The following is an 11,641-nucleotide window of genomic DNA, read 5'->3' as shown; positions in this document are numbered from 1 at the left end:
ATATCTGAAGTATACGCTAACAACACCAGCAGGGAAGTAAAGAATTAGTATATCTATATGTTATTAGGAAATAAGTTTTAAGCACAATGATAAGGGCGAAAGAAAGTGCACGTCTTACTGAAGTCATTGGCTCAGGAACGGACGAATTGCGCGCGATAACGATCCACCCACATCGCAGTAGCCCCGCAAACTGCCACTGGCAGGATCACCAGGTTGAGGATTGGGATGATGGTGAACAGGCTGACTAGCGTACCGAACTGCACGTTATCGGCTTTATACTGACGCAGCGCACGGCGCATATCGGCAAAGCTGACCTTGTGGTTGTCGAACGGATAGTCGCAATATTGAATCGCTAGCATCCAGGCGCTGAACAAAAACCACAGTATTGGCGCTACCGTTTGGCCTAGACCGGGGATGAAATAAAGCGCTAAAAGCAGCAGGGCGCGTGGCAGGTAATAGGCCAGTTTGCGCCATTCGCGTGCCATGACGCGCGGTAGATCCTTCACGATGCTGAAGATACCAGTGTCCGCTAGCGGTTTACCGGTCAGGTGGCCTTCCAGTTGTTCTGCTAGCAGACCGCAGAACGGCGCGGCGATCAGGTTGGTGATGGTACTAAACAGGTAGCCGAACACCAGCAGCACCGAAATGACCACCAGCGGCCACAGTAGATAGCTTAGCCACTGCAACCAGTGGGGAATATGGCTCAGCATTGCCGGGAGCCAGTCGCCGAGTTGGCTGAATAGCCACCAAAAGGTGGATCCCATCAGCAGCATGTTGACCAGCAACGGCAGGAAGACATAGCGTTTGATCCCTGGTCGTGAAACCAGACGCCAGCCTTCGGCGAAATAGTGAATGCCATTGGTGGATTTTGCAGGAAACGGGGTATAAGGCATATCTTAAGTTATCTCATCATCTGAACAGGCAGCAGTATCATATCGGGATGATTTTCTACTGGCTAGGGTGTGGTTGGCGGAAAAAACAGCAAAAAAAGCAGTGTAGTCATCTTTATTAGCATAAAATTCAGCACAGACTTGCACTTGTGTGTGCGGGCAAATAGAGTTAATAAGTGAATGTTTGCCGCCGTGGCAATGTATTGGAACAACAGAGATAGCAATGATGCAAGATTTGCGTCTGATATTAATCGTTGTTGGTGCGATCGCTATAATAGCGTTGTTATTGCACGGTCTATGGACCAGCCGCAAGGAACGCTCATCGCTTTTCCGCGATCGTCCAGCTAAACGTTCCAATAAGGAACGGAAACAAACTCTGAGCAACGATCTCGATGAAGGCGTGGGGGAGGTGCGTATACGCGCTGCTCACCCGCAGGATAAAGCATTGTTGGGGCATTTTGGTGCCGCGAAAAAAGAGCCTGTGGTTACGCCCAAGCCTGATCAATCGGTTGCCTATCAAGCTCTGGCCCCGGGTGATATCTCACGAGATAGCAGCATGCAACAGGATCAAGGCGGCGAACCGCAGCCTGCGCTGCGTCGTGAACCTTGCCTCGATGATCTACCGCCAGCGGCAGAGCCTGAAGCGGTGCCCGTGTTGCACGACACATCTGTGCATCAGCACCAGCCGGAAGCGAAACCGCAGCCGCTTCCCGCCGAGTCGATCGCGGCAAAGCCAAAAGAAACCGTACTGGTATTACATGTGGCGGCTCATCAAGGGGGAATGATCGACGGCGAAGTCTTACTACAGAGCGTGCTACAGGCGGGCTTTCAGTTTGGTGAAATGGGTATTTTCCATCGCCATATTAGCCCGGCGGGCAGCGGTTCGGTACTGTTCAGCTTGGCGAACATGGTTAAACCGGGTTCTTTTGAGCCTGATATGATGTCTGATTTTATTACGCCGGGCGTATCATTGTTCATGATGGTGCCCTCTTTCGGCGATGCCAATCAGAACTTTAAGCTGATGTTGCAGTCGGCACAGCGTATTGCTGATGATGTTGGGGGCGTGGTACTTGATGACGAACGCCGCATGATGACGCCGCAAAAGCTGGAAACCTATAAAGCGCGCCTCCGTGCCGTGCTGGAAAACAACGCCTGACCCGTTGCCAGGCACACTGGATCTCCATAATAACCCAGCCCCCGCTTTGACGGGGGTTTTTTATCTTTGATGATGAGCTATGAAATCGATAACCGAACAAATCAAACAACTACGAGCCTCATTGCGCCATCATGAATACCAGTATCATGTGCTTGATGCGCCGGAAGTACCGGATGCGGAATATGATCGCTTGATGTGCGAACTGCGCGAACTGGAAAGCGCACATCCTGAACTGATCACTGCCGACTCGCCGACTCAACGTGTTGGCGCTGCGCCCCTGGCGGCCTTTGATCAGGTGCGCCATGAACTGCTGATGTTGTCGCTGGATAATGTGTTCGATGAAGAAAGCTTCCTGGCATTCTATAAGCGCGTGCAGGAGCGGCTGAAAATCAGCGATCCGCTGACCTTCTGCTGCGAGTTGAAGCTAGACGGGCTGGCGGTCAGTCTATTGTATGAAGATGGCGAACTGGTGCGTGCTGCCACGCGGGGTGATGGCACTACCGGTGAAAATATTACGTCTAATGTGCGCACCATCCGCGCTATCCCGCTGCGCTTGACCGGTGCCAATATCCCGCGTCGGCTAGAAGTACGCGGCGAAGTGTTTATGCCGCAGGCTGGTTTTGAACAAATGAATACAGAGGCACGGCGCAAGAACGGCAAGATTTTCGCCAATCCGCGCAACGCTGCCGCCGGCTCGATTCGCCAACTTGATCCACGCATCACAGCCAACCGCCCGTTGACTTTCTTCTGCTACGGCGTAGGTCTGCTGGAGGGCGGCGAACTGCCGCGTAGCCATTTTGAGAGGCTGATGCAGTTCAGGGCATGGGGCTTGCCGGTCAATGATGGCGCGCGGTGCTGCACTGGCAGCGATGAGGTGCTAGCCTTCTACCACCAGGTGGAGCAAGATCGCGCGCAGCTTGGTTTTGATATCGATGGTGTGGTGGTAAAGATTGACGATATCGATCTGCAAGAAAAGCTGGGTTTCGTAGCGCGCGCGCCACGCTGGGCTACGGCGTTCAAATTCCCGGCTCAAGAGCAGATCACTTTGGTACGCGAAATTGAATTTCAGGTGGGGCGCACCGGTGCTATCACTCCGGTAGCGCGGCTGGAGCCGGTGCTGGTGGCGGGCGTCACTGTCAGTAATGCTACATTGCACAATGCCGATGAGATCGAACGCTTAGGCTTGCGTATCGGCGATACGGTGATCGTGCGCCGCGCTGGGGACGTGATCCCGAAAGTGGTAGGTGTGTTGGAAGATCGTCGCCCACCGGACACGCGCGCGGTGGTGTTCCCGCAGCATTGCCCGGTGTGTGGTTCTGATGTTGAGCGGCTGGAAGGTGAAGCGGTGGCGCGCTGTACCGGTGGGTTGATCTGCGCTGCACAACGCAAAGAGGCGCTTAAGCATTTCGTCTCGCGTCGGGCGATGGATGTGGACGGCATGGGTGACAAAATCATCGAACAGTTGGTGGAAAAAGAGTATGTAAAAAATCCGGCTGACCTGTTCCGCCTGTCCGCCAACATGCTATCTGGGCTGGATCGTATGGGGCCGAAATCGGCGCAGAACCTGGTCAACGCGTTGGAGAAATCCAGGCAGACCACCTTCGCTCGCTTCCTGTATGCCTTAGGCATCCGTGAGGTCGGTGAAGCGACCGCCGCTAATCTGGCGGCACATTTCGGCTCATTGGAGAAACTGTACGCTGCCGATATCGCAGCGTTGAAAGAGGTGCCGGATGTTGGTGAGGTGGTAGCGCAGCACACGCGTCATTTCCTCGATGAAGCACTCAATCAAAAGGTTATCGCTGAGCTGGTTAGCGTCGAGATAGGCATCAACTGGCCGGTGCCAGTCGTGGTGGCAACGGAAGAGATCGACAGCCCATTCGCTGGCAAAACTGTGGTGCTGACAGGCTCGCTCAGTCAACTGTCACGTGATGATGCTAAAGACCGCCTGAAGGTATTGGGTGCCAAGATCAGTGGCAGCGTGTCGAAAAAAACCGATCTGGTGATCGCAGGTGAGGCGGCTGGTTCCAAACTGGTGAAGGCGCAGGAGTTGGGCATCGAGGTGATCGACGAAGCGGAATTGCTCCGCCTGATAGAAATTGTTCACAGCGAGATGTCATCCGCCAATTCCCCGCAGTAGCACACCCAGAGTTGCGGTAAAGCCCTGCTGCTTCACAGTCAACTGGGGGCTGACTGAGGCTTTGTTGCAGTAGGTTGCTGAAGGCTGCCCGTTGGGCGGACATTTTCGCCACCGGCACAGTAGATAGATACTCTGCTGTTCATCGCCTGGCTTTTCAAGCACCTGCTGTAGCTGACCACGCAATATCCAACCCTATGGCAGAAAGGAGCTACCCAGTGCCGCTTGGCAGTAAAGTCGTCGTAGCGTAGCACCTGAAGATTTGCGCACAGCGATGGAGATGCAAGGGGCGGTGGAAGTGACCATTCCTGTCAGTTGTACGGACAGCGACTCACTGATGGCACAGATGATTTAAATCCACCGGGGTGTCGCTAGTGTGGCCCCCGTTTAAACGGCTGTGCTATCGCAATCAACCGTGGATATACGGTTGATTATTGCGCAGAACCGCAGTGAAAGCGGCCACGCGGGATCACCAGTGGGCTATGGGACAGGGGATCGTCGATGATCATGCAGGGCATGCCGAAAACCTGCTCTACTAGCTCGGCGGTGATGATCTCGGCCGGTTTCCCCTGCGCGACGATCTGCCCATCGCGCATGGCGATGATATGGTCGGCATAACGGCAGGCGTGGTTTAGATCGTGCAGCACAGCGATCATGGTTTGACCGCGCTCCTGATTCAGTTGGCGTAACAGATCCAACAGATCAATCTGGTGGGCGATGTCCAGATAGGTGGTCGGCTCATCCAGCAATAGCAGCGGGGTTTGCTGTGCCAGCACCATCGCCACCCACACCCGCTGTCGCTGACCGCCGGAAAGCTCGTCGACGCTACAGCTGGCCAGTTGGTTGACGTTGGTGGCCACCATCGCTTCCTCGACTGCTTGCTGGTCGGCACGAGTCCATTGTTTCAACAGGCTTTGGTGTGGGTAACGCCCACGGGAAACCAACGCCGCCACGGTAATACTGTCCGGCGCAATTGAGGTTTGCGGCAGTAGGCCCAGTTCACGTGCCAGCGCCTTGGTGGCAAAACGGCTGATGCTTTTGCCATCAAGGAATACCTCGCCAGCGCTGGGTTTCAGCAGGCGACACAGTGCGCGCAGTAGCGTGGATTTGCCGCAGGCATTCGGCCCGACAATCACCGTGAAGGCACCATCAAGGATCGCCACGCTCAGGTCATCGGCGATGATTTTATGGTCGTAGCCTAGTGTCAGATGCGAGGCGTGCAGGCGGTGGTTCATAGTATTTTTACTCTTCATTATTATCTGTGAGATTCACGGATTAACAGCCAGATCAAATACAGGCCGCCGATGCTGACAGTCACTACGCCAACCGGCAACTGGATTGGCGCGAAAAGCGGCTGGGAAATGGTGTCAACGCCCAGTAGCAACGCTGCCCCTACCAGCGCCGACGAGGTCAAAGTGACTGAAGACTGGCCAGTCAGGCGGCGCGCGATCTGTGGGGCAGCCAGGGCGATAAACGAAATTGGCCCGGCGGTGGCGGCAGCAGTCAGGGTCACGCCGAATAGCATCAGCCACATTCGGCTGCTTTCTGCATTTACCCCCAGCGCCTGCGCCGCATCGTCGCCCATCTCTAGCAGTTGTAGACGTTTGCTCATCAGCAGTGCGGCGCTGGCCGCCAGGCCGATAAATACGATTGCTGGCTGCGATTTTTGCCAGGTCAAGCCATTGAGAGAACCGGCCTGCCATATGGCGGCATCCATGGCACGTTCCACAGAAGCGGTGATGATCAGCCAGGTGTTGGTAGAGACCAGCACCGCGCTGATAGCGATACCGACAATAATCAGCCGGAAACCGACAATGCCTTGTCGCCAGGCAAGCAGATAGATCACCACAGCGGAAAGGAGACCGCCAGCCAGCGCGCCAATTGCGATGTGGTAATAACCGCCGCTGAACAGAATAATAGTGATCAGCGCACCGGTGTAAGCACCCATGTTGAAACCGATCACATCCGGGCTACCGAGTGGATTACGGGTAATCGATTGGAAGATGGCACCGCTCATGCCGAGCGCGCCGCCTAGTAGCAGTGCCATAGTGATGCGCGGTAAGCGCCATTGCGTGACTACGATCATCAGGCTCTCCGGTGCCTGGCCGCTGAGTGCGGAAAATAGCTGTTCCAACGAAAGATGCAGCGTGCCGTAGCACAGTGCCGCTATGGCTAACAGCAGGCAGAGTACCAGCAGCGACACATTAATCACCAGCACGCGCAGCGGCAAGCGCCAATTCAGGAGGCCGTCCGGGTGACCAATAAGCAGGATGCGTTGTCGTGACATCACAACCCCCCTAGCGTTTTCTTACGGCGTACCAGCCAGATCAACACCGGCGCGCCGATAAAGGCGGTGACGATCGAAACCCGCAGCTCGCCAGGCACCAACAGACGGCCGATGATATCGGCACACAGCAGCAAAACCGGTGCCATCAGCATGGAATAGGGCAATATCCAACGCTGATCGGGGCCGACCCACCAGCGGGCAATATGCGGCACCATCAGACCGACAAAACCGATCGGGCCAACGGTGGCGGTCGCCGCACCGCACAGCAGCGTGATGGCGATAACGGCGATAGTTTGGGTTAGCACCATCGGTGTGCCGAGCGCGATGGCGAGATCTTCCCCCATACTGATAGTGTTTAGCGGACGAACGATAGCCAGCGTCAGCAAGACACCGAGCAAAATGGCGGGTGCGGTGACAGACAGGCTAGCCAAAGTGCGAATATCCAGCGTGCCAGCCTGCCAGAAACGCAGTTGGTCAAAGGTTTGCGGATCGAGCAGCGAGAGGCCGGTGGTGATGCCGGTTAGCACCGCGCCTATCGCTACACCGGCTAACGTCAGCCGTACTGGGTTGATGCGCCCACCTGCCAGCGTGCCGATCAGGTATGCCAATAAAGTGGTGATAGCCGCGCCGATAAAGGCCCAGCTCATATAACTCTCGATTGATGTGGCACCAAAAAACATAATGCTCAGCACCACGGCGAAGCTGGCACCGGCGTTGATGCCGAGTACGCCGGGATCGGCCAGTGGGTTGCGTGTCAACGCCTGGATCAGGGCACCGGTACCGCCCAACGCTATGCCGACCAGGATGCCGACCAGCGTGCGCGGCAAACGCGCGTTGAGGATAATGGTGCTGTCAGCGTTGGTAAGCTGGCCCAGCAGGCTGAACCAAACGTCATTAAATGGAATAGGTTTGGAACCTATCATCAGGCTGGCCATAACGCACAGTGATAGCAGCATCAGGCAGACGCCAAGACCAGAAACGCGTTTCAGGCTACGGGGGCAAGCTGTGCGCGTGGCAGGTGGAGTGGATAACATCACACCGGTAACTCCTTTATAATTTTTATTCTCAGTATTATTTATTTGCGTCCATGAAAGTGGGTACAGGTTAGCATGAGATCACTGAGGAATGCATCTATCGGATATGCGCGATGAGGCATTTAAATTGCCTATTAATATTTATATTTCAACAAATTAAATATCATCATTGCACCCTATACTTCATCTGGCGATGAAATGAGAAACGGCAGGCACCCGACCTGCCAGCGCCAAAATCAGGATTTTTTGAATTGTTGTTCGAGGCTATTCAGCATATTAGTGGCGCTGTAGTAATCAAGGCGAAAGGTATCATTGCCAACGGCGTAAACATGGTGTTGTTTTACCGGTTCCAAATGTTGCAAGAAAGGGTTAGCCAACAGTTCTTTGACCTTACGATCATCGGCTGAGAATAGCATCAGCGTTTTGCCGTTCAGGCCCTCGGCCATTTTCTCTCCTGAAAGCTGAATGATGTCCTGGCGTTTTCCCATGCTGGCGTTGCCCTTGGCGCTTTCCGGCGGGATGGCCAGTTGGAAACCCAGTTGGGTCAGCAATCGCCCTTGGGCGGAATCCGGCGTCCATAGCATGGCTTCACGCCCATTGTCGACATAAACTAGCGCGGAAGTGGGCTGTGGCGGTAAGGTGATGGCCTGTTTCATTTGGTTCACCCGTAGTTCAAAGCGGGCTTTGGCCTGCTGTGCTCCTTGCTCATGGCCAGTGATATCACCCAACTCGCTAGCCAGTTGCTGCCAGCTCTTATCGCCATAATTGAGTACCAGTGTTGGCGCTAGGGTTGATAGCTGGTCGTACAACTTCAGCGCAGAGTCTCCACCGGTGGATGCGATAATAATTAAGTCAGGATTGGCGGCGGCAATGGCTTCGGCGTTGGCTTCTAGCTGGTACAACGGCTTGACATTGCGCTGGGTTGCCACTTTGCTCCATTGGGTAAAGAAACCGCGAGCGTCAGAGAGCGAAGAGTTGGCGCTGGTAGCACCGCTGGCGACCACGGGGGCATCAATGGCCAGCAGGGTGCCGGTAAGGGTAACGCTAGTGGAGACGATACGCTGTGGCGGTTTTTCCAGAGTAAAAGGGCCTATGACGCTGTTAATCGTACGCGGCCAGCCATGGTGTTCAGTACTGAAAGGCACGTGCTGATTAGCCGTTTTATCGTCCAGGTCACAACCACTGAGCAGTAGGCATGCGCCGATAAATGAAATGAGCAGAGGGCGTAAGGATAGTGTCATAGCAAGCTCTTTCTTTTTCCTTAAATAAAGGCGTATCAATCTGGCTAGCAGATTGGCTTGGTGAAATAACTGCGCTAATTTACCACGCAAAATATTAAAATGATAACCATTCGTATCCCTTGTGGCGAACACATAGCAAGGATGCGCATAAGGTTGACCGAGAAAGGTGTTTCAAGCTGAAAATGCAAAAAAGCGCCTCAAAGAAGGCGCTTTTTTTGAATTGGTGGGTCGTGCAGGATTCGAACCTGCGACCAATTGATTAAAAGTCAACTGCTCTACCAACTGAGCTAACGACCCGCAGAAATGGTGGGTGATGACGGGTTCGAACCGCCGACCCCCTCCGTGTAAAGGAGATGCTCTACCAACTGAGCTAATCACCCACTTCAGGGCTTCCTGGTTACTGCAAAATGACAAACACGTGGTGGGTGATGACGGGCTCGAACCGCCGACCCCCTCCGTGTAAAGAAGGTGCTCTACCAACTGAGCTAATCACCCTGATGTTCTCATTTCTTACTGTTCGACAAGATGGTGGGCGATGACGGGTTCGAACCGCCGACCCCCTCCGTGTAAAGGAGATGCTCTACCAACTGAGCTAATCGCCCCAACTTGTTGGAGTCGCATTATAGGGATAGTTCAAAGTGAGTCAATGGTTTTTAAAATGATTTCAATCGTTCGGCGTAAAATTACGCAGGGTGCGATCATTATCGCCAGCAATGCCAAATTTTGCCTCATCGTCATGCGAAACCAGCCGCAGAGAGCGCGGAATTAGCCAGCGAAATATCGTGTCAACGTTGAGGAATCAGCCTGTGGTGATACAATGTCGCCCACTTTTTTAAATTCCGAGCAACCGTTGGCAACCTGCCGACACGCGTTGCGTAATAAGGCAGTGAACCCAATGAAAATCAAAACCCGTTTTGCGCCGAGTCCTACCGGCTATCTGCACGTCGGTGGTGCCCGCACTGCACTTTATTCCTGGTTGTTTAGCCGCCATGCGGGCGGAGAGTTCGTTCTGCGTATCGAAGATACTGACTTGGAACGTTCCACTCAGGAAGCGATCGACGCAATTATGGCTGGCATGAACTGGTTGAATTTGGATTGGGATGAAGGCCCCTACTTCCAGACCAAGCGTTTTGACCGCTACAACGCGGTGATCGACGACATGCTGGTGCAGGGCACGGCCTATAGATGTTTTTGCTCCAAAGTACGTCTAGACGCGTTGCGTGAAAAGCAGATGGCAAACGGTGAAAAGCCACGTTATGACGGCCACTGCCGTGATAGCCAGTGCAGCCACACTGATGATGAACCGCATGTGGTGCGCTTTCGCAATCCGCAGGAAGGCTCGGTGATCTTTGACGACAACATCCGTGGCCCAATCGAATTCAGTAATCAGGAACTGGACGATTTGATCATCCGCCGTACCGATGGTGCGCCAACCTATAACTTCTGTGTGGTGGTGGACGACTGGGATATGGAAATCAGCCATGTGATCCGTGGCGAAGACCACATCAACAACACCCCACGCCAGATTAATATCCTGAAAGCGCTGGGTGCGCCGGTGCCGGAATATGCGCACGTCTCGATGATCCTCGGCGACGACGGCAAGAAACTGTCCAAGCGGCACGGTGCAGTGGGGGTGATGCAGTATCGTGATGATGGCTACCTACCGCAGGCGTTGCTGAACTACCTGGTGCGTCTGGGTTGGTCGCATGGTGATCAAGAAATATTCTCCCTCGACGATATGAAAACGTTCTTTACCCTGGATGCGATTAACAAGTCCGCCAGCGCCTTCAATACTGAGAAATTGCAATGGCTGAACCATCACTACATCAACCATATGCCAGCGGAAGAAGTGGCGGTACATCTGGCGTGGCACGTTGAGCAACTGGGCATCGAAACCCGCAATGGCCCTGAATTGAAAGATATCGTCAAGCTGCTGGGTGAACGTTGCAAAACCTTGAAAGAAATGGCTGAGTCTTGCCGCTACTTCTATGAAGACTTCCACCAGTTCGACGCCGATGCCGCCAAGAAACACTTGCGACCGGTCGCCCGCCAGCCGCTGGAAGCGGTGCGTGCCAAGTTGGCAACCATCAGCCCATGGACGCCGGAAAATGTGCACCATGCTATTCAGGGTACCGCAGATGAGCTGGGTGTGGGGATGGGCAAGGTCGGCATGCCGCTGCGCGTAGCAGTGACGGGGGCTGGGCAATCGCCTGGCATGGACGTCACTGTGTATGCGATCGGCCAAGCGCGTTCCCTACAGCGTATCGATAGGGCGTTGGCATACATCGCCGAGCGCGAAGCGCGGGGTTGATTGCCCGTCGCGCGGTATCAATCAAGCCACCCTGTGGAACGATCTCGCGTGACGATCTAGCCTCTATTGACGATTTTGGGCGTTAAGCAGGCTAATTTGGCGGCTTTTTCAGCGCTTGATCGAGGAATTCCATTTAGCCGTTGACAGTGTTTCTGGGGTTTCATATCATGCGCCCGGTTCGCAGCACAACCGCGTTGTGGAATGGGGCTATAGCTCAGATGGGAGAGCGCTTGCATGGCATGCAAGAGGTCGACGGTTCGATCCCGTCTAGCTCCACCAAACTTGTTTTGCGAAGGGGTAAAAGATACCATAACGTCGGTAACACCTAGCACTTTTATGGGGCTATAGCTCAGTTGGGAGAGCGCTTGCATGGCATGCAAGAGGTCGTCGGTTCGATCCCGTCTAGCTCCACCACGATTAAAGCGTGTTTTCTACCCCCACCTCTTCATCATCCTACTCTATTCTGCTCCCGGCTATCTTTAGCCTCTAATTATCGTACTAAACTCCTGTTACCAAGTGCTACTTCTTATACCAAGTGCTACTTCATAGCGTCAGATTGTTTCTCTGCGAAAAAATCCGGAAACATTT

8 protein-coding genes and 6 tRNA genes are annotated in these 11,641 nt (G+C 54.1%); 5 read left to right on the top strand and 9 right to left on the bottom strand.

Annotation, left to right across the window (positions count from 1 at the left end; all coding sequences use genetic code 11):
• Positions 1 to 131: 131 nt before the first annotated feature.
• On the bottom strand, positions 132 to 893 hold the full coding sequence (gene cysZ / locus SYMBAF_RS08325) for a sulfate transporter CysZ (protein ID WP_040265054.1): 762 nt from the start codon (positions 891 to 893) through the stop codon (positions 132 to 134).
• Positions 894 to 1,113: 220 nt separating this feature from the next.
• Between cysZ and zipA the strand changes: the two genes are divergently transcribed.
• Positions 1,114 to 2,046, top strand: a complete 933-nt coding sequence (gene zipA / locus SYMBAF_RS08320) for a cell division protein ZipA (RefSeq protein WP_040265055.1) — start codon at positions 1,114 to 1,116, stop codon at positions 2,044 to 2,046.
• Positions 2,047 to 2,125: 79 nt separating this feature from the next.
• Positions 2,126 to 4,183, top strand: coding sequence for an NAD-dependent DNA ligase LigA (gene ligA / locus SYMBAF_RS08315; RefSeq protein WP_040265056.1), 2,058 nt, complete (start codon positions 2,126 to 2,128; stop codon positions 4,181 to 4,183).
• 428 nt (positions 4,184 to 4,611) lie between these two features.
• On the opposite strand, the gene SYMBAF_RS08310 is transcribed toward ligA, so the two are convergent.
• The 8 genes from SYMBAF_RS08310 to SYMBAF_RS08275 all read right to left on the bottom strand — a co-directional run bounded on the left by SYMBAF_RS08310 (position 4,612) and on the right by SYMBAF_RS08275 (position 9,344).
• On the bottom strand, positions 4,612 to 5,415 hold the full coding sequence (locus SYMBAF_RS08310; protein ID WP_040265057.1) for an ABC transporter ATP-binding protein: 804 nt from the start codon (positions 5,413 to 5,415) through the stop codon (positions 4,612 to 4,614).
• A gap of 20 nt (positions 5,416 to 5,435) precedes the next feature.
• Positions 5,436 to 6,467 carry an iron-enterobactin ABC transporter permease gene (gene fepG / locus SYMBAF_RS08305; protein WP_040265058.1) on the bottom strand — a complete coding sequence of 344 codons (1,032 nt, stop codon included), beginning with the start codon at positions 6,465 to 6,467 and terminating at the stop codon, positions 5,436 to 5,438.
• Positions 6,467 to 7,501 (bottom strand): Fe(3+)-siderophore ABC transporter permease, encoded by a 1,035-nt coding sequence (gene fepD, locus SYMBAF_RS08300; RefSeq protein WP_040265059.1) that lies wholly within the window; start codon positions 7,499 to 7,501, stop codon positions 6,467 to 6,469. Before fepD ends, fepG begins: the two co-directional genes overlap by 1 nt.
• A gap of 236 nt (positions 7,502 to 7,737) precedes the next feature.
• Positions 7,738 to 8,742, bottom strand: coding sequence for a Fe2+-enterobactin ABC transporter substrate-binding protein (gene fepB, locus SYMBAF_RS08295; RefSeq protein ID WP_040265060.1), 1,005 nt, complete (start codon positions 8,740 to 8,742; stop codon positions 7,738 to 7,740).
• Between the two features lie 221 nt (positions 8,743 to 8,963).
• Positions 8,964 to 9,039 (bottom strand) — tRNA-Lys (locus SYMBAF_RS08290).
• A gap of 7 nt (positions 9,040 to 9,046) precedes the next feature.
• A tRNA-Val gene (locus SYMBAF_RS08285) sits at positions 9,047 to 9,122 on the bottom strand.
• A 39-nt stretch (positions 9,123 to 9,161) separates the two neighbouring features.
• Positions 9,162 to 9,237 (bottom strand) — tRNA-Val (locus SYMBAF_RS08280).
• 31 nt (positions 9,238 to 9,268) lie between these two features.
• Positions 9,269 to 9,344, bottom strand: a tRNA-Val gene (locus SYMBAF_RS08275).
• Between the two features lie 293 nt (positions 9,345 to 9,637).
• Between SYMBAF_RS08275 and gltX the strand changes: the two genes are divergently transcribed.
• From gltX to SYMBAF_RS08260, 3 genes are all read left to right on the top strand, one after another.
• A complete protein-coding gene (gltX, locus tag SYMBAF_RS08270) occupies positions 9,638 to 11,053 on the top strand; it encodes a glutamate--tRNA ligase (protein WP_040265061.1) in 1,416 nt (471 codons plus the stop codon).
• Between the two features lie 203 nt (positions 11,054 to 11,256).
• Positions 11,257 to 11,332: transfer RNA gene (locus SYMBAF_RS08265), tRNA-Ala, on the top strand.
• Positions 11,333 to 11,391: 59 nt separating this feature from the next.
• Positions 11,392 to 11,467, top strand: a tRNA-Ala gene (locus SYMBAF_RS08260).
• Positions 11,468 to 11,641: the final 174 nt, after the last annotated feature.

The sequence above is a fragment of the Serratia symbiotica genome, from assembly GCF_000821185.2.
Classification (GTDB): Bacteria; Pseudomonadota; Gammaproteobacteria; order Enterobacterales; family Enterobacteriaceae; genus Serratia; species Serratia symbiotica.
This window is presented reverse-complemented; position numbering and strand designations above follow the sequence as displayed.

Excerpts from the sequence above, each read along its gene's own strand:
- cysZ (WP_040265054.1), bottom strand. The coding sequence starts at position 893 with ATGCCTTATACCCCGTTTCCTGCAAAATCCACCAATGGCATTCACTAT.
- zipA (WP_040265055.1), top strand. The coding sequence starts at position 1,114 with ATGATGCAAGATTTGCGTCTGATATTAATCGTTGTTGGTGCGATCGCT.
- ligA (WP_040265056.1), top strand. The coding sequence starts at position 2,126 with ATGAAATCGATAACCGAACAAATCAAACAACTACGAGCCTCATTGCGC.
- SYMBAF_RS08310 (WP_040265057.1), bottom strand. The coding sequence starts at position 5,415 with ATGAACCACCGCCTGCACGCCTCGCATCTGACACTAGGCTACGACCAT.
- fepG (WP_040265058.1), bottom strand. The coding sequence starts at position 6,467 with ATGTCACGACAACGCATCCTGCTTATTGGTCACCCGGACGGCCTCCTG.
- fepD (WP_040265059.1), bottom strand. The coding sequence starts at position 7,501 with ATGTTATCCACTCCACCTGCCACGCGCACAGCTTGCCCCCGTAGCCTG.
- fepB (WP_040265060.1), bottom strand. The coding sequence starts at position 8,742 with ATGACACTATCCTTACGCCCTCTGCTCATTTCATTTATCGGCGCATGC.
- gltX (WP_040265061.1), top strand. The coding sequence starts at position 9,638 with ATGAAAATCAAAACCCGTTTTGCGCCGAGTCCTACCGGCTATCTGCAC.